Source organism: Thalassospira mesophila (assembly GCF_002115755.1).
Classification (GTDB): Bacteria; Pseudomonadota; Alphaproteobacteria; order Rhodospirillales; family Thalassospiraceae; genus Thalassospira; species Thalassospira mesophila.
On the sequence record NZ_JFKA01000005.1, the window covers coordinates 295,266 to 317,028 of the forward strand.

The 21,763-nt window shown below is 53.1% G+C and carries 16 protein-coding genes; 5 read left to right on the forward strand and 11 right to left on the reverse strand.

The annotated features are described in order from the left end of the window. The first annotated feature begins 18 nt into the window (after positions 1–18). On the forward strand, positions 19–2,880 hold the full coding sequence (locus TMES_RS13580) for a methyl-accepting chemotaxis protein (RefSeq protein WP_085583390.1): 2,862 nt from the start codon (positions 19–21) through the stop codon (positions 2,878–2,880). A 21-nt stretch (positions 2,881–2,901) separates the two neighbouring features. Here TMES_RS13580 and TMES_RS13585 read toward each other — a convergent pair whose 3' ends face one another. From TMES_RS13585 to TMES_RS13595, 3 genes are all read right to left on the reverse strand, one after another. Then, entirely contained in the window at positions 2,902–4,407 is a 1,506-nt protein-coding gene (locus TMES_RS13585; protein ID WP_245835414.1) for a sensor histidine kinase, read from the reverse strand. 24 nt (positions 4,408–4,431) lie between these two features. Continuing rightward, positions 4,432–5,157, reverse strand: coding sequence for a response regulator (locus tag TMES_RS13590; protein ID WP_085583392.1), 726 nt, complete (start codon positions 5,155–5,157; stop codon positions 4,432–4,434). Between the two features lie 193 nt (positions 5,158–5,350). Beyond that, complete coding sequence (locus TMES_RS13595) at positions 5,351–6,952, reverse strand: choice-of-anchor I family protein (RefSeq protein ID WP_245835416.1); 1,602 nt, start codon at positions 6,950–6,952, stop codon at positions 5,351–5,353. Positions 6,953–7,127: 175 nt separating this feature from the next. Here TMES_RS13595 and TMES_RS13600 point away from each other — a divergent pair, with 175 nt between their 5' ends. Then, on the forward strand, positions 7,128–8,213 hold the full coding sequence (locus TMES_RS13600; protein ID WP_085583394.1) for an NAD(P)/FAD-dependent oxidoreductase: 1,086 nt from the start codon (positions 7,128–7,130) through the stop codon (positions 8,211–8,213). Positions 8,214–8,300: 87 nt separating this feature from the next. Here the strand turns inward: TMES_RS13600 and pgi are convergent, their stop codons facing one another. The 7 genes from pgi to TMES_RS13635 all read right to left on the reverse strand — a co-directional run bounded on the left by pgi (position 8,301) and on the right by TMES_RS13635 (position 16,372). Next, positions 8,301–9,947: a glucose-6-phosphate isomerase gene (pgi, locus tag TMES_RS13605; RefSeq protein WP_085583395.1), complete on the reverse strand. Its 1,647-nt coding sequence runs from the start codon at positions 9,945–9,947 to the stop codon at positions 8,301–8,303. A gap of 131 nt (positions 9,948–10,078) precedes the next feature. Beyond that, complete coding sequence (locus TMES_RS13610; RefSeq protein ID WP_085583397.1) at positions 10,079–11,038, reverse strand: PfkB family carbohydrate kinase; 960 nt, start codon at positions 11,036–11,038, stop codon at positions 10,079–10,081. Positions 11,039–11,180: 142 nt separating this feature from the next. Next, complete coding sequence (locus TMES_RS13615; RefSeq protein ID WP_085583398.1) at positions 11,181–11,762, reverse strand: tyrosine phosphatase family protein; 582 nt, start codon at positions 11,760–11,762, stop codon at positions 11,181–11,183. Between the two features lie 91 nt (positions 11,763–11,853). Then, positions 11,854–12,819 carry an agmatinase gene (gene speB / locus TMES_RS13620; protein WP_085583400.1) on the reverse strand — a complete coding sequence of 322 codons (966 nt, stop codon included), beginning with the start codon at positions 12,817–12,819 and terminating at the stop codon, positions 11,854–11,856. Positions 12,820–12,840: 21 nt separating this feature from the next. Further along, positions 12,841–14,346 carry an aldehyde dehydrogenase gene (locus TMES_RS13625; RefSeq protein WP_085583402.1) on the reverse strand — a complete coding sequence of 502 codons (1,506 nt, stop codon included), beginning with the start codon at positions 14,344–14,346 and terminating at the stop codon, positions 12,841–12,843. A gap of 65 nt (positions 14,347–14,411) precedes the next feature. Continuing rightward, positions 14,412–14,960 (reverse strand): cupin domain-containing protein, encoded by a 549-nt coding sequence (locus TMES_RS13630; protein ID WP_085583404.1) that lies wholly within the window; start codon positions 14,958–14,960, stop codon positions 14,412–14,414. Between the two features lie 32 nt (positions 14,961–14,992). Next, positions 14,993–16,372, reverse strand: a complete 1,380-nt coding sequence (locus TMES_RS13635) for a glutamine synthetase family protein (protein WP_085583406.1) — start codon at positions 16,370–16,372, stop codon at positions 14,993–14,995. Between the two features lie 305 nt (positions 16,373–16,677). Between TMES_RS13635 and TMES_RS13640 the strand changes: the two genes are divergently transcribed. The 3 genes from TMES_RS13640 to TMES_RS13650 all read left to right on the forward strand — a co-directional run bounded on the left by TMES_RS13640 (position 16,678) and on the right by TMES_RS13650 (position 20,147). Beyond that, positions 16,678–18,048, forward strand: a complete 1,371-nt coding sequence (locus TMES_RS13640) for an aspartate aminotransferase family protein (protein WP_085583408.1) — start codon at positions 16,678–16,680, stop codon at positions 18,046–18,048. A gap of 120 nt (positions 18,049–18,168) precedes the next feature. Then, complete coding sequence (locus TMES_RS13645; protein WP_085583410.1) at positions 18,169–19,536, forward strand: NAD(P)/FAD-dependent oxidoreductase; 1,368 nt, start codon at positions 18,169–18,171, stop codon at positions 19,534–19,536. Between the two features lie 110 nt (positions 19,537–19,646). Next, the gene (locus TMES_RS13650; protein ID WP_085583606.1) at positions 19,647–20,147 is read left to right on the forward strand and encodes a group III truncated hemoglobin; all 501 of its coding nucleotides are present in this window, start codon (positions 19,647–19,649) and stop codon (positions 20,145–20,147) included. A 288-nt stretch (positions 20,148–20,435) separates the two neighbouring features. Here the strand turns inward: TMES_RS13650 and TMES_RS13655 are convergent, their stop codons facing one another. After that, positions 20,436–21,749: an NAD(P)/FAD-dependent oxidoreductase gene (locus tag TMES_RS13655; protein ID WP_211275920.1), complete on the reverse strand. Its 1,314-nt coding sequence runs from the start codon at positions 21,747–21,749 to the stop codon at positions 20,436–20,438. Positions 21,750–21,763 lie beyond the last annotated feature (14 nt).

Genomic DNA, 21,763 nt, shown 5'->3' on the forward strand with positions numbered 1-21,763 from the left:
TTTAGGGAGGAACGACATATGACCACCCGGACACGCACCAAAGGTGCCGGAATCCGTTTTAAATTGGGGGCTTCTTTTGGCGCTATGGCGGCATTAACCGCAATTGCAGCCATTGTTGGCATCATCTCGATCGAACGGATTGCATCGTCGCTTAACGAAGTTACCCAAACATCATCCTTGTCATCGGCCCTGCAAGCCGCCGATGAAAGCAGTGCGATTGCCGTTCTGGCATCTGAAATGGCCACCAATCCGCAGGCCGATATTCAAAGCCTGTCTGCGCGTGCCATCAACCGGATGGAAACGCTGGAAACCGCCACCACCGGAACCGATCTTGCCAAAGATGCCAAACAGTTACGCCCGCATTTATCATCCCTGATCGCGGCGGCACAAACCCGCCAGCAAAACGAAAATCAGGTCGAGCAAAATATTGCCACCCTGCGTAATCAGCACGACCAGTTTCGTAAACAGGTCAGTCAACATATTGATGACGCAAATGCCAGTCTGGTCGATAACAGCAACGGCGTTATTGCCACTGCCAGCAAGAACCTCGACCGGTTGATTTCCAATGAAGTCGGCACGCTGCGCAGCACCCTGACCTTACAGGCCGAAGGTAACCGGGTCGTCGGATTATTGATCGAGGCGGCAAATGCCACCACCCCTGCCCTGCTAAGCGACCTGCAAGCCAAATTTGAGGCCGCAAGCCAGCAGTTAAAACAACTGGGCGATGAATCCGGCTCGCCAGAGTTGCAAAAAATCACCGAAACGCTGATCGGGTTTGGCCAAGGCAACAACAACATTTTCACCATTCGCCAAAACGAAATAACCGCCACCACACAATCAAGCGCGGTATTTCGGGGGGCCCGCGAAGGACTGGAAACAAAACTGCACGAAACATTCGGCATTCTTGGTCAGTCCATCAACGACCTTGCCCTGCCCGATGCTGACAAATTTCATTTAAAAGCAATGGTGGCCGAGGCCTATGCCCTGATGGTGGCGGGAACGGCATCACAAACAGCCGATCAGGCCAAAGAATTTAAAAAACAGTTCCTGAATTTTTACCGCGACAACCGTAAAATCCCCGAAACAATTGCCCCATCGTTTAAAAAACCCATTGGCGATTTTTTCAAACTGGGCAGCACACGCGGCGGCCTGTTTGATTTACGCAAACAGGAGCTCGACGCCATTGAACGGGCAAAAACCACCTGGTCGCGCCTTGCCGATGACCGCAAAACCGAATTATTCGCCACCCAGGCTGCCTTTCGCGATGCCATTTTACCCGTGGTCGATGCCGCCGATGAAAGCTTGCGGGCCAAAACGACAAGCATTCAGCAACAAACCCAATCCGATCTGGGCGGGTTGCTCAATCGCGACCTGGCATCACTAATCACGATGGCCCGGCTAGAAGCCACCGGCAACCTCGCCATCGGATATCAAAATCAGGCGGCAGCCACCACCGACATAACGGTGCTATCCGACCTTTCAAATCGCCTGCGCGAGATTGGTAAAACAACCGACCAGCTATCAGGCAACCTGAAAAATCAGGCTGATTTATTATCGGCAGCCCAAAAACTTGGCACCCCGGCCACCATCATTGACCCGCAGCATAATGCGATTGCCGCACGCGATACCGCAGGCGACGAACTGGAAAATGTTCGTAAAACAGTTGAAACCATGGGTGTTCAAGGCGTTGCTAGCGCGGCGGGCAAACAGGCAAAGGCCGTTGGCGAACAATCCACCGACGTTATTATTCAGGGTCGTTGGGCCTTGATCGCTATTGGCGTTATATCGTTAATTTTCGCAGGCTTGCTGGCATGGCTATATGTCGGGCGCGGCCTGATTGCCCGGCTGGAACGCATGGGCAATGCCATGAATGAAATCGCCCATGGCAATACAGACATCACCATCGAGGACAAAGGCGCCGACGAAATATCGACCATGAACCGCACGCTAGAGGTATTTCGCACCAATGCCGCCGACATTCGCGCTGCCCGCGACCGCGAAGAAAACCAGCGCGCACAGGCAACACAAGAACGGAAAAACGCCCTCAACGCCATGGCCGATAATTTTGAAACCCGGATCAAGTCGCTTGCCAGCGAGATTGGCGTTGCGGCCCAAACCATGCATCAGTCCGCCGAAAGCCTTGGCACGCACAGTACGTTAAGTGCTAAACGATCTGATAGTGCGGCACGGGCCACCCGCGAAACCGCATCATCGGTGCAAACGGTTGCCGCCGCGGCCGAACAGCTTATGGCTTCTATCGGTGAAATTCGCCGGCAAACGACCGAATCTACTGCCATCGCCAAATCAACCTCGGCGCAGGCGGAACAATCCGCCCAAAGTGTGGATCAGTTAAATCAGCTTGCCATTGAAATTGGCGATGTCATCACCCTGATTTCCGACATTGCCGAACAAACCAACATGCTGGCCTTGAATGCCACCATCGAAGCCGCCCGTGCGGGCGACGCTGGCAAAGGTTTTGCTGTGGTGGCCAACGAGGTCAAACATCTGGCCAACCAGACCGCCAAGGCCACGGCCGATATCGAAAACCGGGTCAAGGCCGTTCAAAACGCCACCCAGGCAACCCGCGACGAAATAAAATCGATCAGCGACACCATCGGCGCGCTGGATGCGATTACAGCCAGCTTATCGGGGGCCATTGACCAACAGGCATCCGCAACCAGCGAAATTTCGCAAAATGCCCAAGCCGCCAATTCAACAACCCGGCGCGCCGCCGACGATGTGGGCGAGGCCAACCGGGTGGTTCTTGAAACCGGTGAAATATCGAAAGATGTTTTAGGCTCGGCCCGTGATCTTAGCGAACGTGCGGCCCACATTCAGCGCGAAGTCGATGCTTTCCTGCGCGATGTTCGCAACAGCTAAAAACGCCATGTCGCACCGTCTTTATCTGGCGGTTAGTGCCTGCATTTGCACTTTGCGGGGTAGCCTTATAATCACCTGCAAACCACGACGGGGCATATTGTTTAACGCAATATGCCCCTCATGCGCATCAATCACTGTTTTCACAATCGATAATCCCAGCCCGCTGCCGCCCGTGCTGCGCGCACGCGAGCCTTCGACCCGGTAAAACGGCAGAAAGACCTTGTCCTGCTCGTCCTCGGGAATACCCGGTCCTTCGTCATGAATAACCACAATAACGTCGTCTGCGGTGGCATCCAGGCTGACATAGGCGCGATGACCATATTTTAGCGCATTGTTGATCAAGTTGGTAAAAGCCCGTTTTAAGGTCCCTGCCCGGCAGGTCAGGCGAATGCTGCGTTTATCACCAAAAGAATGGGCTGCATCGGTTTTACTACCAAAAACCGTGTTAACCTGATTAAAAGTTAGCGGCTTTGGCCCTTCAAACATCACCGGACGGCCCAAATCGGCGTAGTCATCGCAAATCGCTTCAAGAACGGATGTGAAATCAACCGTGCGTTCTTCTTCCTTGTGGATCCAGTCACCCAGAAAATCCAGCGCGTCGCTTAAAAGCTCGTCCATTTCATCAAGATCGCGCAGCACGGTTTCACGCAATTCATCATTATCGATAAATTCAGCCCGCAATCGCAACCTTGTGCTGGGTGTCCGCAAATCGTGCGAAATGGCGGCCAGCATCCGTGTGCGATCTTCGAGCATCCGGGCAATGCGCTGGCGTAGCGCATTATAGGCTTCCGCCATCGAACGGGCTTCGGTCGGGCCGCGTTCTTCAACCGGTGCCCCTTCCACCTCGTCGCCATTTTTTCGAATGGCACTTGCCAGTGTTTTAAACGGCCCCGCCAGCAAATCTGCCAATGCAGCAAACACCGCCAAAACGGCTATAACGCCCACCACGAACATAATAAACACGACCGAGGGCGAGGCATAATCGCTCCATAACCGGGCATGGGATAACATCATGCGACGGCCTGATGGCAAGGTGAGTTCAATTTGCGCTTTTAGCCCCAAACGGGCAATTTCGCGGGATAACTGGGCAAAAAACAGGCTGGGGCTTTTGGCCTGTTCAATCACATCACGCTGTTCAACACTAAGCCGCCCGTGGCGAAAATGGACTTTCACCGCCGTTGGCCACCCGGCATCGCCCAAACGCACCGGCATGGCAATATGCTGGGCCGGGCGAGAATATAACAGCAGGCTTTCGACTTCCTGTGCCGGTAGCAACTCCACATGCAGGCCATCTTGTGCGCCCACATTACGCGCATTGCCGCGCAATTCGGGGTTTTCCGCAATTAGCACCAGTTCGCGAATGGTAAAACCCAGCGTATAGGCCCGGCTGATGCGTTCGGACCGGTCAATCACGTAGATTGATGCCATGCTGGCAAGCCCGGCGATAATCAGCCCGCCAATCATCATGATCAGAAAAATACGCCCGCCCAATGTGCGCGGTTTAAACCTGCGGGATTTTTCCAACACCCCTTGCACCGCCTGCCCTCCGGCCTAAACCGTGGCGACGTCAGCGCAAAACTGATAGCCGATACCGCGCACGGTTTTAATCAGTTTCGGGTTTTTGGCATCTTTTTCAATTTTGCGCCGCAAGCGGCTGATTTGAATATCGATGCTGCGATCAAACGGGATCGAACTTTGCCCGCGCACAATATCAACCAGCTGGTCGCGCGATAACGGGCGTTTGTTGTGTTTTACCAATGCGCGCAACAGCGAAAATTCACCGGTTGATAAATGAACCACCACGTCGTCGTCATCGCGCAATTCGCGCGAACCCAAATTCAGCACCCAGTTGCCAAACCGGACTTTCTCGGAACTGTTTTCAACAATTTCACTGGTGCCGGTTTCGGCACGGCGGAAAATGGCGCGGATACGTGCCAGCAATTCACGCGGGTTAAACGGCTTGGTCAAATAATCATCGGCACCCAGTTCCAGGCCCAAAATCCGGTCGGTATCCTCGCCAACAGCGGTCAGCATAATAATCGGGATTTTTGATGTTCTGCGCACATCGCGGCACAGGGCAAAGCCATCTTCACCGGGCAGCATAATATCAAGGATCAACAGGTCAATTTTCCAGTCGCGCAAGGCCTTGCGCATTTCCGTCCCGTCGGAAACCGTGGTCATGCGGTATCCGTGCTGCATCAGAAACTTTTTCAACAGTTTCTGGATCTCCTGGTCGTCATCGACGACAAGAATATGGGGTTCACGACGGGAATTCAGGCTCTGTCTCCTGCAAAATCAATGGCTTTGGCCGATTGCGGCGGAGTGTAGTCGGTTTTTGTAACAATTTGAAGCATTCTGCGTGCCTCACCCTGCCAATTTCACATGACAGGCAAAAATGGCGGCCCGAAATAAAATTCAGCCCGCCATTATCACATCAAGTTCGTATAGACCTTATTGGCCAGGCAGAGTTCTATTTCAGATCATAAACCCTGGTGCTGCCCGAGACCTCGGACGCAATCACCAGCATCGCACGGCCTGTCGGGCTGTTGGCCGCATCAATAAACAGCATGCCTTCCGGGGCCAGTTCGCCCGCCGTGTCTTTTTTCGGATCACCATCAAAGTTACGATCCGTATGGTAGGTCACAAATTGCGGGTTCTGCGGGTTACTGAGGTCATAAACCATAAAACCGCCCTGACGTTCCAAACCAATAAAGGCATAAGGCGTGCCATTAACATAGCCACTGGTAACCCCTTCCGGTTCCGGGCCTTTATCATCGGAACGGTCGTCAAAGCTGCCATTTTCGCTGCTATCAGCGTTAAAATCCTTTGGTAGATGCACCGAAAGATACTGCTCAAACTGATCGCCGCTATCAAAGATCATTGCCGCCTGATCATTCAAGATCGAAAATGACCGGCCACCAAAGGTGTAAAGCTGGTCAAAATCACCGTCACCATCAACATCACCCTGCGCAGTCGTTACTTTTAACCGGCCCAGATTTTTCTTTTCCTGCAATGTTTTCGCATCGGGAAATGCGGTTGGGTCCAGTTTCAAATCACCGATACGGGCTTCTTCGCTATACCCGGCGTAATCGCGTGAATCACCTTCATTGGCGATGATGAAATAGTTTTTGCCATCAATTTCAATGCCATCAATGGTATCGGGCATATACATGCCAAAAACCGGCCACGGTTTGATGTTTATCGCATCATCCTTGTTGCTAACATCAAGGGCGTTTACCGAATGGTTTTTAAAACCAAGGCCGACAACGTCGGTCACGCGGGCCGTGGCAATATCAACAATCGCAATGGCGTTGTTTTCCTGCAATGTCACATAGGCTTTGCTGCCATCGGAACTAACCGCGATATATTCCGGCTCCACATCCTGCGCGACGCTGGATGTTCCCGGGTTTGCCGTGCGCATACCGGCGGGCAGAGCAACATTGTTCAGCCCGTCAAAGGTGGCAAATTTAACATTTTCATCGGTAATTTTGCTAATGTCTGACGGCACGGAAATAACGGCAACACTTCCTTCCGGGTCGTTATCAAACGCGTCATTCGGCTCGCCTTCATTGGCAACCAGCACATATTTGCCGTCATGGGTAAATTTGATCATATCGGGCAAGGCACCCACGGTGACAGCGCCTTTGAAATTGCCATCAATGTCAAAAAACACAGCTTTGCCCGGTGCCTGTTTGTCGGTGTTTTCAACCGCGGCCACAACCAGACCATTATGAACCGACACGCTATTGGCAGCTTTGCCCCATTTCGCCAATTCTATCGTGGAAATTTTGCGCACATTCATCGGGTCTGACAAATCAAGAATATCAATTCCCTTGTCGCCACCATTGACAACAAATGCCCGTTTGCTGGTCACGTCAAACGTAACAATTTCAGCGCCACCTTCATCAAACAGATGGGTCCGGTATTCGCCCAGCGGCGTAATCGCCAGTGAATGGGCTGCAACATTGGCGCTGCGCAATGAAATATCATTGTTCATTTGCGCGGCATAACCTGTGCTGGCCAATAAAAGACCCGAAATGGCGACACCTGCCAGCAATACGGAACGACGCATGATTTAACCCTTTTTATAAACGAAATTTGTCAAAGCCCAGACAATGGGTCAAACGGGTAACGATTTCATGACGGTGATATGATGCTTTGATAAATATCTTTGCAACAGATGTGCACCATCGGCCAGGCAAAAGCGTATTAGAAAGAAAGCAATTTCAACAGGAAACGCATTTGTCATGCCGTTAAAGAAAATAGCCGTTGTTGGCGCTGGCATTGCCGGGTTAAACGCAGCCCGTATTCTTTATCAAGCGGACTTTGAAGTTCAGGTTTTTGAAAAAAGCCGTGGACTTGGCGGACGTTTGGCAGCACGACGCACCGATTTCGGCGTGTTCAATCACGGGGCACAATTTGCCACAGCGCGGCACCCCGATTTTATAAAATACCTTGATGATGCAATCCGCCACGGATCGGCCGAATTATGGTCCCCTGCCTGCTACAACCCGAATATGGCACCAATTTCAGGGTCACTAGATCGTAGCAGTGCTACAAGCAGCGCCACAGGCACCAACACTACCGTCAACACCAACTGGTTTCGCGGTTTCCCGGCGATGAACAAACTGGTCGCGCCCCTGCTCGCCGGTTTTGCCATTCATCACAATATCCGCATTGCCCGCATTGCCCCGCTTGGCAACAACCGGTTCGAATTATTTAGCCCGCCGGTCCCCCCGCAACAAACGTCTGCGGTTTCGCACGGGGTGTTTGACGGCGTTGTTGTTGCCATTCCCGCACCGCAAAGTGCCGAAATTTTAATGCCGCTGTCGGCCCGGTTTGATGTGATTGATGATGTTAAAATGGCACCGTGCTGGGCCGCAATTATGGCGTTTGAAAACAGGATCAACACCGATTTTGACGTTTTAACCGATACCCATCCTGCAATTTCATGGATGAGCCGCAATGCCGCGCCAACGGCCCCGGACCCGACCCCTCAAGCCAAATCCGGCGTCTATGACCGATGGACAATTCACACATCGCCGCAATGGTCGCAAGACCATGTTGACGAAACTGCCGACAATGTTGGACTGCAAATTGAAAACCATGTGCGGTCAGTTTTTGCCGGCATGAACATTGCCCTGCCGGCCATCGCAATGCGCGTCGCACACCGCTGGCGCTTTGCCCGCACCATCCAGCCGCTTGGCCAAAGCCATATTTCCGCATTTGACGGGCGGATCGCAGCAGCAGGGGACTGGTGCATGGGTGCCAGAATTGAAGCGGCCTATGAAAGCGGGGAGTCCGCTGCCAACGCAATCATGACCGCTTTTTAACGCCGGACAGCTTTACAGTACGATCAAACAAAAAGGCAGCACCAAACAGCGCTGCCTTTTTAACATTCGATCCCATGCCCTGAAAAATCAGGATTGTAACGCGCGTAACTCGGCAATCAGACCCGCTGTTGATGCATCACGCCGACTGGCACTTTCAGCACCCTGCACCATCGGCAAAAGCTCCTTTGCCAATTGTTTGCCAAGCTCGACGCCCCATTGATCATAGGAATTCACATTCCAGATCACGCCCTGCACAAAAATCTTGTGTTCATACATGGCAATAAGGCGGCCCAGCGTAAACGGGTCAAGGGTGCGATACAGGATCATGGTGCTGGGTTTATTCCCGGCAAACACCTTGTGCGGTGCCAAAACGTCAATTTCGTCGGACGCAACACCTTGCAAGTCCAGCTCATGACGCACTTCGGCCTCGGTTTTACCCACCATCAGGGCTTCGGCCTGGGCAAAACAATTGGCAATCAGTTTGTCGTGGTGGTTTTGCAAATTATGCAGCGGTTTGGCGGCCGCCAGAAAATCAACCGGGATCAGTTCTGTTCCCTGATGGATCAACTGATAAAAGGCATGCTGGCCGTTAGTGCCCGGTTCGCCCCAAATAACAGGGCCGGTTGCCATTGCCACCGGTTTGCCATCCCGGGTAACAGATTTGCCGTTACTTTCCATATCTGCCTGTTGCAAATAGGCCGGAAGACGCGACAAATGCTGATCATAGGGTAAAATCGCCTGGCTGGAAGCCCCCAGAATATTGCGATACCAAACCCCGATCAGCCCCAGAATAACCGGGATATTTTCGGCCAAGGGGGCTGATTTGAAATGTTCATCCATCGCGGCACCGCCACGCAGCATTTCTTCAAACCGGTCATAGCCGACAGCCAAAATGATGGGCAAGCCAATGGCCGACCACAGGCTGTAACGCCCGCCAACCCAGTCCCAGAAACCAAAGGCATTGTCGGTATCAATGCCAAATTCGGCAACCTTGTCGAGTGCCGTTGAGACGGCGACAAAATGCTTGGCAACCGCACTGTCATCACGCAGCGCATTCACCAGCCACGACCGCGCCGAATAGGCATTGGTCAGGGTTTCGTCGGTGGTGAAGGTTTTTGAAGCAATGATAAACAGGGTCGTTTCCGCATTCAGCCCCTTTAACGTATCGACAATATGGGCACCATCGACATTGGACACAAAATGGCAGGTGATCCCGTCAATATGATAGGGTCGCAGGGCTTCATTCACCATCACCGGGCCCAAGTCAGAACCGCCAATGCCAATATTCACCACATCGGTAATTTTTTGGCCGGTATACCCAACCCATTGGCCGCTATGAACGCGGGCGGCAAAACTTTTCAGGCGGGCCAAAACATCTGCGATGCCCGGCATAATATCTTCGCCGTCCACCTCGATGGCATCACCATCAGGGTTGCGAAGGGCCGTGTGCAAAACCGCACGGTGTTCGGTAATGTTAATCCGCTCGCCCGCAAACATCCGGTCGCGCCAATCGGTCACGCCAGCTTCTTTTGCCAGCTCCAGAAGACCGTTTAACACACTGTCTGTGATCAGGTTTTTGGAATAATCGACAAACAAGTCGTCCAGCGTCGAATGGTAGCGCGAGAAACGGGCCGGATCTTCGGCAAAGGCTTCGCGCAAATTCAAATTGGCGGAAACATCTTCGCCAATCTTTTTCAGGTTTTCCCAGCATTCGCTTAAATGGTCTGTCGACATGCTATCCTCGATTTACAGGTCGTTGGGCCTTGCATGGCCGGTGCAATACTGTGTGGGACAGTCTGTAGGCAATATAGGGCGATCCTGTGAACAATCGCCCGATATTAAATATTTTTCGCAAAATAACGAAATCAGGCCGCGGCCATAAATGCCAGAACTTCGCTTTCGGTCGGCAAGGCATTAATTGCCCCGCGTTTGGTTGCGGTTAAAGCCCCAACCGCATTTGCAAAACGACAGGCGGCCCCCACCTGTTCCGCCGAAGACAACAAATCGCTGTTTTTTAACAGGCGCGATAAAAATCCGGCGGTAAAACCATCACCTGCCCCGGTCGCATCAACCGACGTCACGGCAAACGGTTCGGCAAAACCATTCCACTGCGTCGTATAAAACCGGCTGCCTTTCGACCCCATGGTCACAATGACCAGCTTCCAGTGATCACACCACAGATGTTTGACACCGACTTCAAAATCTTCTTCGCCGGTCAAAAATGTCACTTCGTCATCTGAAATTTTAACAATATCGGCTTTGGAAATCGCCAGACGTAAAATCTCGCGCGCCTTGTCCTCGCTGGGCCACAAAGGCAATCTCAAATTGGGATCGCACGAAATAATCGCCCCGCCTTCACGGGCAATTTCAATGGCACGCAAGGTTGCTGAGCGCGGGTCATCATCGATCATGCAAAGGGTGCCGTAATGAAACAGCTCGCACCCGGTCAGCATCTCGGTATCGAGATCAGCCGGGGACAACAGCATATCGGCCGAAGGCGAACGATAGAACGAAAATTCCCGTTCCCCATCGGCACGGAGCGACACAAATGCCAAGCCCGTCAGCGCTTCCTTGGTCAGAACGATGCCAGATGTATCAACGTTATCGGCTTTGAGGGTATCGACCAGAAAATGCCCAAAGGCATCATCGCCCAACTTGCCAATAAAGCCGGTTTCAATACCCAGCCGTTGCAAACCCACGGCCACATTGCCCGGCGCCCCACCGGCAGCCTTGGCAAAGGCTGGCGCGTCGGCAAGACCTGTGCCGGTCACTGTTGGCACAAAATCAATCAACAACTCGCCAAGGCAAACTGCTTTTGCCGTCATCTATATTCTCCGCTTGTTTTGCCGGAATAAAACCGACCTGTAACGTTACCGGTGTGGGACAGCCTTCTTTTAATCGATTCAATCCGTCGCGCAAAGAAAAAGCCGCTGCGCCAGACAGCGGCTTGATCCATCAGTATAATTTCTAATCAGCCGCCATATCAACTTCGCGTTTGCGGCCAATTTCGGTCATCCAGGTTACAAAATGCGGATCACGTTTGATTTGCCGTCCATAATGGCGGCGCAGGGCAGCACTAAACCGGCCCTCGCGGCCTAATAATTCGTCGGCATAGTCAATCATAACGGAATTGGGCCACGCCTGCGGGCGAATGGCAACGATCTGCTCGAACAGGTCATCTTCGGCGATTTCGGGCTGGGCCTGTGCCATCAACATCGCCATCGATGCGGTTGAGCGCGAAACACCCATGTGGCAATGCACCAGCAAATGCCCGTCTTCACGCAAATCACAGGATTTGGCCAGCTCATCGCCAAAGGCCAGCACTTTTTCCACATGATCGCGCCGGGGCATTTCCATGCCCGGCCGGTCCGCAATAATGTCGTGGAACCGCAAAATCGTGCGTTCATGCGGGGCAAAGTTCTGCAATGCTTCCGGGTCCGGGGTTTCCGGGTCCAGCACCGATAAAATATGGGTTACTTTGCGTTCCGCATGGCTGGGAAGTTCTTCAATACCGCAGATCGTCAGCAGTGAAATCGAAACCGATTGCATGGCATCATCCTGTTGTGGCGTAAAAAAGAAACGACCGACATCCTACGCGGACACCGGTCGTTTTTAAACGCATCAGCAGAAGATTTAGCGATTATTTCTTATTTGCCGCGTGCAAATTCAGCATTTCCCACGCCATGGTTGCCCCGGCAAGCGAGGTAATATCCGAGACATCAAACGGCGGTGACACTTCAACCACATCGCTGCCAATCAGGTTAATGCCTTCAAGTCCGCGCAAAATCGAAACCGCCTGATGGGTGGTTAACCCACCCAGAACCGGGGTTCCGGTGCCTGGTGCATAGCACGGATCCAGCCCGTCGATATCAAAGGTGATATAGGCCGGGCGATCCCCGACCGTTTCCTTGATGCGGGTTACAATTTCCGCAATTGACATTGCCTGCACATCGGGGCCGTACAAAATATTGTAGCCGTGTGCCGATTCATTATGGGTGCGAATACCCACCTGGATCGACTTTGACGGGTCGACAATACCCTTCTGGGCGGCATGCCAGAACATGGTGCCGTGATCGATCCGGTCGCCATCATCTTCCCATGTGTCAGAATGGGCATCAAACTGAATAAGCGAAATGCCATCACCATACTTTTCAGCATGGGCTTTCAGGATCGGATAGCTGATAAAGTGATCACCACCAATCGTTAGCATTTTCACACCCGATTGCACGATATCGCGCGCATGATCCTCGATCATTTCCGGCAGTTTTTCCGGGTGGCCCGGATCAATCACCATGTCGCCGTAATCAATCACGGCCAGCTCGGCAAAAATATCGCGGCCCGAGGGAAAATGCGGTGCCCATGCCAGATTGGCCGATGCCCGACGCACGCCTTGCGGACCAAGGCGCGTTCCCGGGCGCGAGGACGTTGCCAGATCATATGGCACACCGGTAACCGCAACATCGATACCGTTCAAATCACGGCTGTAACGACGGCGCATAAAAGACAGCGCGCCGGAATACATCGGCTCGCTGGTGTTTTGATGCACCGATTTTGCGGTAAAGGCGTTATCGCCGCCTTTGGTGTCAATGACGCCGGTACTGCTCATTTTTATCCCGCCTTTTCAATCTCAGGCGTCGCCCAGGGCAATCCAGGTCGACTTGATTTCACAATATTTATCGAGGGCATGCAACGACCGGTCACGACCGGTGCCCGACTGTTTATAACCGCCAAACGGCATGGTCATCGACCCGCCATCCCAGCAATTGATCCATACCAGCCCGGCGCGCAACTTACGCGCCGCCAGATGCGCCTTGTTGATGTCGCTGGTCCAAACGGCTGCGGCAAGCCCGTATGGCGTATCGTTGGCGGTTTTAACCGCTTCTTTCCAATCGGCAACAGAAATCACGGATAAGACCGGGCCAAAAATTTCTTCCTGCGCAATGGTCATGTCATTGTTAACGCCGTCAAACACGGTCGGCTCAACATAATAACCGCCACTATCGGTTCGCACCTGCTTGCCGCCCATCGACAGGCGCGCCCCTTCGGACTGGCCTTTCTCGATATAGCCCAAAACCCGGTTCATCTGACTTTCGTCAACAATGGCGCCCATTTCGCTGGCCGGGTCCAACGGGTCGCCCGGCTGCATGGCTTTGCCCGCCGCAATCACTTTTTCAATCAGTTCGTCCTTGATCGCTTCTTCAACAATCAAGCGCGATCCTGCGGTGCAGACCTCACCCTGATTATAAAAAATGCCGCTGGCTGCGGCTTCGGCCGCGGCATCAAGGTCCGGGCAATCGGCCAGAACAATGTTAGGGCTTTTGCCACCGCATTCCAGCCACACCCGCTTCATGTTGGACTGGCCGGAATATTGCAAAAACAGCTTGCCGACTTCGCCAGACCCGGTAAAGGCAATGCAATCAACATCGTCATGCAGGCCAAGGGCTTTGCCTGCCGTCGGACCAAATCCCGGCACCACGTTCAAAACGCCTTCAGGCAAACCGGCCTCAACGGCCAGTTCGGCCACACGCAGTGCCGTCAATGACGATTGTTCTGCCGGTTTAAGGATAATCGAATTGCCCATCGCCAATGCCGGGCCCAGTTTCCAGACTGCCATCATCAACGGAAAATTCCACGGCACCACAGCGGCAACAACGCCCAGCGGTTCGCGCGTGATCATGCCAATCGAATGCGGATCAGAGGGCGAAATTTCGTCGTAAATCTTGTCGATCGCTTCGGCGTACCAGCGAATGCATTTATAAGACAACGGAATATCATCGCGCACAGCCAGCGTAATCGGCTTGCCCATATCAAGGCTTTCGAGCAAGGCCAGTTCGCTCGCGTGTTGTTCCATCAGGTCGGCAAATTTCATCATCACTGCCTTGCGCGTGCCAGGCGATGCTTCTGACCAACTGCCTTTTTCAAACACGGCCCGTGCCGCCACAACTGCACGATCAACATCGGCAAGGTCGCATTCGGCAATTTTGGTCAAAACCGAGCCATCCCGCGGGCTGATGCAATCAAATGTCTTGCCCGACAGCGCATCAACATAATCACCGTTGATAAACGCCTTGTTGCGAAAGCTCAGGCTGCTGGCCTGCGATTTAAGGGCTTCAAAACTCAGGGGGGTTGTCATGGGATAACTCCTTTCGCAGGGCTGGCCTTTAGTGTGCCGCACCTTGCTTGCGCATAATTGTGAATTCAGTATGACGGCGGTGTTGCAGCACTGACCACTTCGCATTCAACGTCGCCGGAATTGCGAAAGCGATGCGGGATTTCAGCATTAAAATAATAGGCATCCCCGGCACTTAATACCTGCATCCTGTCGCCGACGATAACTTCCAGTTTGCCCCGCACCACAACACCGGCTTCTTCGCCCTTTTGCACAATCAGTTTACTGCCGGTGTCTCCACCGACCGGGTAAATTTCGTGCAAAACGCGAAGCTGCCGGTCCTTGCGGGTGGCCCCCACCAGACGCATCGACATGGTGCCATCTGACAGTTCAACCAGATCGTCACGTTTAAAGAAAATTTCTTCACCATTTTCAACATCAATGGTGAAGAAATCTATCATCGTCATCGGAATGCCCTGCAACACCTTGGCCAGCGAGTCGACCGACGGGCTGACCCGGTTTTGCTCGATGGTGGAAATGGTACTGTTTGTCACCCCGGCACGCCGTGCCAGTTCACGTTGTGACAAACCATACATGTTACGAATTGCCTTCAGACGATCTCCGACCTTTTGGCTCATCTTTTTATCCTTGGCACCGGCCACTTTGGCACTCAAACCGCGTCAAGATACCAGCGGTGTTCAAGCGGCGTTACCTCGGCAAAAAACTCGTCATATTCGGCACGACGGCAGATATCGAAAACCTCGACAAACTGTTCGCCCAGATATTCACGCATAATTTTACCGTTGATGAAATGGTCCAGTGCCGAAATCATGCTGCGCGGCACAACCAGGCCTTTGTTCTGCTCATAGCCATTACCTTCAACCGGCTCGCCGGGATCGAGCTTGTTTTTCAGGCCATAGTGAACGCCAGCCAACACACATGCCAATACCAGATAGGGGTTTGCATCCGCCCCGGAAACCCGGTGCTCCACCCGTGCGGCCTTGGCATTGCCCGCCGGAACGCGCAACGCCACAGTCCGGTTGTTCAAACCCCAGTTCGGCGACATCGGCGCATAGGCCTTGTTTTGAAACCGGCGATAGGAATTCGGGTTGGGGGCAAAAATGGCCATGCTTTCAAACATCGATGCCTGCAAGCCGCCAATGGCGTTTTTCAGAAGGTCGGAAACTTCTTCATCGCCAACCGGGCTGAAAACGTTGTTTCCTTCGGCATCACGCAAGCTGACATGAATATGCAGCCCGTTGCCCGCCTGATCGGAATAGGGCTTGGCCATAAAGGTTGCTGTCACCTTGTTGTCCCAGGCAATGCCTTTGACAACACGTTTAAGCTGCATGGCATGGTCAGCGGCTTCCATCGGGTCACTGACATGGCCCAGATTAATCTCGAACTGGCCCGGGCCCGCTTCGGCGACAATCGTATCGGCCGGAATACCCTGCCGGTTCAACTCGCTTACGGCGTCGTGCAAAACCCGGTCAAAGTTTTCAATTTCCTGAAGACCATAAACCTGAATACCGTCGGCGGCATAACTGCCATCAAGCGGTGCTGGCGGAATAGGCCGCCCGGTTTCGTTCTGGTCTGCCAGATAAAATTCCAGTTCCAGCGCCACGGTCGGATAAAACCCGTCCGCTGCCAGCCGGTTTACAACAGATTGCAGCACATTACGCGGATCGGCAAAAAACGGTGCCCCATCCAGATCGTAAAGCGACACCATCACCTGTGCCAGCGCCTGTTCCCCGTAAGGAACGCGATGAAGCGTTCCTGAAATCGGTTTGGCAACGCTGTCACGGTCCCCGCTGGACCACAAAAGACCGGTTCCTTCCGGGTTATCCCCGGTAATATCGACCAGACAGATCGACCCCGGCATGTTAATGCCTTCGGCGTAGCTTTTGAGGAACTTGTTCTTTGTGACGCGTTTGCCACGAAAAACGCCATTGATATCCGGGAGCAACAACTCAACCAGTTCGATATCGGGGTTTGCCTCAAAAAAACGCTGGGCTTCCGCCCTGCTGTCTTCGACGAACGACGTGTTCATCGTCTATTACTCCCTGCACGGCTGTTCATTTGTATCATACCATTGTCATCGTGCCGCGCCGCATCAAAACGGTCAAGCCTTCGTTCGATATATCGTTCAAGTTCGCCAATTACTGACAGAACACACAACACCAGATCATACCTTAAACTCATCGCACATCAAACCACATTGGCAAAAACCCGCCAATAATTCTTCTGATGCGCAATCAAATTTATCACTTGCAAAGGTGTTCAAAAAAACGAACACTTACTCCAAACGTTCGACATTTCGGACAATACCGACCTGTTACGCCGTCAGGAGAAGTCATGAACCAGCCCGAAAAAACCGCCTATTGGCAAAATCTTGACCAACAACACCATATCCATCCATTCACCGACAGTGCTGACCTTAATAAAAAAGGTACCCGCATCATTACATCGGCATCGGGCGTCTTTATTAAAGACAGCGAAGGTAATAAATACCTTGATGGCATGGCGGGTCTGTGGTGCGTCAATATTGGCTATGGCCGCAAGGAACTGGCAGAAGCAGCTTATAAACAGATGCTCGAACTGCCCTATTACAACAACTTTTTCCAGTGCGCACACGAGCCGGTCATCGAGCTTTCAAAAGTTCTGGCCGACATCACGCCTGCGCATATGAACCATGTTTTTTATGCCAATTCAGGGTCGGAAGCGAATGACACGGTTGTTCGCATGGTCCGCCAATACTGGAACCTGAAGGGCAAGCCCGAGAAAAACTATATCGTCAGCCGCAAAAACGCCTATCACGGCTCGACCATCGCCGGGGCAACCCTTGGCGGTATGGCCGGGATGCACGCACAGGGCGGCCCGATGCTGCCCAATGTGGTGCATATCGACCAGCCCTACTGGTACGGTGAAGGGGGCGATTACACCCCCGAAGAGTTTGGCCTGATTGCCGCGCGCAAGCTCGAAGCAAAGATCGAGGAACTGGGCGCAGACAAGGTTGGTGCCTTTATCGGCGAGCCGGTCCAAGGTGCGGGCGGCGTTATCATTCCGCCATCAACCTATTGGCCGGAAATTCAGCGTATCTGCCAAAAATACGACATCTTGCTGATTGCTGATGAAGTTATTTGCGGCTTTGGCCGTACCGGCAACTGGTTTGGCTCTGACACGTTTAATATCAAACCCGACCTGATGGCGATGGCCAAAGGCATGTCGTCGGGCTATCTCCCGATTTCAGCGGTTATGGTTGGCGACCGGGTTGCCAATGTCCTGATCAATGAAGGTGGTGAATTTACCCATGGCTTCACCTATTCCGGCCATCCGGCATCGGCGGCAGTGGCACTCGAAAATATTCGCATCATTCGCGACGAAAAAATGATCGAACGGGTGCGTGATGATATCGGCCCGTATTTCCGCAAACAACTGGCAACACTGGAAGACCACCCCTTGGTTGGTGCCGTTGAAAGTGTCGGTCTGATCGCTGGCATGCCGTTGGTCGCGGACAAGAAAACCCGCAAGGGTTTTGACAAACCGGGGGCTGTTGGCACCATCTGCCGTGATTTCTGCGTTGAAAACGGGGTTATCATGCGCGCCTGTGGCGACCGTATGGTGCTGTCACCGCCATTGATCATCAGCCATGATGAAGTTGACGAACTTGTCAAACGCGCCCGTGCCGCCTTTGACGCCACCGCCAAAAAAATTGGCGTGATGTAAACTTTATTGATTGGCTTTACGTTCAACACCCGGCACGATCCCGATTGTGCCGGGTGTTTTATTTGAACGCCAAACATCGCGTCACGCCCTGTTCGCCCCAGATAGGGATCAAAAACCAATATGTCCCGTTTTGCATCGCCACTTCACCGCCTGTATGAACCCGGCGCCTATCAAACCACCGAATTGCCAAGCAGTTTCTGGGCCGACAGTGTCGGCACGCTGCCCGCCTGTCAGGCCCTGTCGGCATCGGGCACGCTTAAAACCGATATCGCCATTATCGGGGGTGGTTATACCGGGCTGTCGGCGGCATTGCACCTGGCACAATCAGGACGGTCCGTCTCGGTTTTTGAAGCAAGCCGCCCCGGCTGGGGTGCATCAGGGCGCAATGGCGGGTTTTGTTGTCTTGGCGGGTCGATGCAGTCGTGGGCTGGGCTGGCAAAACAGTTTGGCAACAATGCCAGCCGCCAGTTTGCCCAACACCAGCTTGCCGCCATTAACCTGGTTGACCACCGCGTTTCAGACTGGCAAGCCGATGTTGATCGCCATTCGGACGGTGAAATGGTTCTGGCCCACAAGGCCGGACGCGTCCGTGATTTGCACGCAGAAGCCCATGAACTGGCCCATTTTGCTGATATAAAAAGCACGTTTCACACTGCTGAATCCTTGCAAGAGCAGGGTATGAACGCCCATGGCATTGCCGGTGGTTTGCACGTAAAAGCAGGGTTTGGTCTGCACCCGTTCAAATATCTTGCCGCATTGCACAAGGCTTGCCTTGCGGCAGGTGTTCAGATTTTCGAACAGGCAGAAATTCAGCGCATCGATGACAACGGCGATACCGTCACGTTAACAAGCGACGATTGCCGCATTATTGCCGAAAACGCCATCATCGCCACCAACGGATATAGTGCAGAAAACCTGCCCGGCTGGCTGGCCGGTCGGTTATTGCCGGTGATATCTGGCATTCTGGTCACCCGCCCCCTAAACGACAGCGAATGGCGCGAACAGGGCTGGACCAGCGACATGATGGCCTATGACACAAGGGTATTACTGCATTATTTTCGCAAGCTGCCCGATGGACGTTTTATGTTTGGCGGTCGCGGGGGCCTGAACGCGACACAAGAAGGTCAACAAAAGGCCCGGGCAACGTTAATCGATGAATTTCACACCATGTTCCCGGCATGGCGCGATATTAACATTACCCATCACTGGAACGGGCTGGCCTGCCTGTCGCAATCCTTGCGGCCTTTTGTCGGCCAAATCCCCGGGCACCCACGGCTATGGACATCCCTTGCCTATCACGGCAATGGGGTGGCCATGGCAAGTTATGCCGGTGATTTGCTGGCGCGTCGCATAACCGGCGATGCCACGGCGGCCGATGTTGGCCCGGTTATGGCTGTGCCACCCAAAAGGTTTCCCCTTGCCGGGTTGCGCCGCCAATATCGTTGGTTGGCCTATGCGGCTTATGGGTTTCGCGACCGATTTCTGTAAGGGCAACGTCACGGCCCTGCCGGGGGCTGTTTCGTGACATATGTCATGTTACAATGATAAAACCTGCCTTATAAACAGCGCCACCTTCACCCATGAATGAAAAGGCCGTTATGTCTGATCAGATCCATTCCATTGATGAAAACGACAGCCTTAGCCATCAGGAACGCCGCGAACGGGCCACGCGCAAAATCATGGATGAAACCGGCATTGATCAGCAAATGATTCACGACGTGGTGCATGGTTTTTACGCCAAAGTGCGTGCTGATAATTTTTTAGGCCCCATATTTGATGCCCGCATCAAGGATTGGGACGGGCATTTAAACAATATGTGCCAGTTCTGGTCATCTGTCGCACTGGCCAGCGGTGCCTATTACGGGCGCCCGATGCAAAAACACATGCCCCTGCCCATTGACCGTCATCATTTTGACCAATGGCTGGAGCTGTTTGCGCAAACGCTGGCCGAAATTTGTCCGCCCGCAGCAGCGCGCCATTTTATGGAAAAAGCCTTACGAATTGCGCAAAGTTTTGAAGTGGGCATTGCCGCGCATAATGGCGTTATTCTGTCCAAGGGCGAACGGTACGACCCGGTTTCGAAATGGCAGCCGGAATAACATCTTCGCGGCAAGCGGACAAAAATAACGCACCATTTGCACCTGATCCACAGGCACTCTTCACCATTTTCGAGCCTTTAACATCGCTTCATAGCCAAAACGAGCTCTCCGTTGCCGCACGCGGCAAACGAGATATAGGCCGGCTCTACAAGATCGAGATACTTGACATCCCATAGGTCAGCTTCAAAAAGACGCCATTTACCGATCAGGAGACTGGCTCCATTAGCTGACATAATAAGCCTTTTATCGCCTGGCTGGCGATCATATCTACAGGTCGCCAACAACCTGTTAAAGCCGGTCGCGCAATGAAAACCACGTCATTGCCAGAACAAGCAATGGATACCGCAGGCTTTTGCCACCGGGAAACTGCGGCACAGGGATATTGGCCATCACATCAAAGCGTTCCATCGTACCTGAAACAGCTTCCGCCATAATTTGCCCGGCCAGTGTCGCCATCGCAACCCCGTGCCCGGAATATCCACTGGCCGAAAACACCCGGTTTTCCACCCGGCGGAAATACGGCATCCGGTTCATGGTAATCGCCAGCGTCCCCCCCCAGCCATAATCAATGCGGGCATCGCGCAATTGCGGGTAAACTTCCAGCATATAAGGCTGAACAAAACTTTTGATGTCTTTGGGGAAATGATAGCTATAGGTTTCCCCGCCGCCAAACAGCATACGGTTATCGGCACTTAACCGGTAATAGTTGATGACAAATTTTGAATCCGCCACGGCAACGTCGTCACGGATCAATTCGCGGGCCATGTCATCGCCCAGCGGTTCGGTGGCGATGATAAAATTGTTAATCGGCATTACGCGCCGCGCCACCCGGTCTTCCAACCCGTCAAGATACCCGTTACAGCCTAAAATCAGCATTTGGCCGGTTACAGTCTGCCCCCCGCGCACCTTTACGGTAACATTTTCACCCGTGGTATATTCGCTCACCATGGCGTTTTCATAAATGCGGACCCCGGCCTTTCGTGCCGCCACGGCCAGACCAAGGGCAAAGTTTAACGGATGCAGGTGCCCTGCCCCCATATCAAGCGACCCGCCATGGTAAAATTCAGACCCCACCATTTTGTGCATTTCATCGCGATCAATCTTGCGAATCTGGTCATAACCATATTCATCACGCAATTTGTCGGCATATTCGTGGGTGCCTTTTACAAACCGTTCCCGGTGATCGGCATGTAAAATGCCCGGTTTCCAGTCGCAGTTAATACCGTGTTTTTCAATCAGGCTTTTAACAATGTCCTTGGATTGTTCGGCGATGTCCCACAATTTGCGGGCATCATCGACGCCCAGCATTTTTTCAAGCTCGTCCTGTTCGCGCCGCTGGCCGGAGCCAACCTGCCCGCCATTGCGCCCCGATGCGCCCCAGCCCACCTTGTGGGCTTCAAGCAACACCACATCATAACCCAGTTCTGCCAGATGCAATGCCGACGACAACCCGGTAAACCCGCCCCCAATCACCACAACATCGCAGGTGACATCGCCATCAAACGTATCAAATCCATAAACGGGATGGGCCGACGCCGCGTAATAGGATGCCGGATAGGCCCCTGTCTTGTCGTTCGCCGTTAAAAAACTGGGGGTAAACACAATATGCCTCGGTG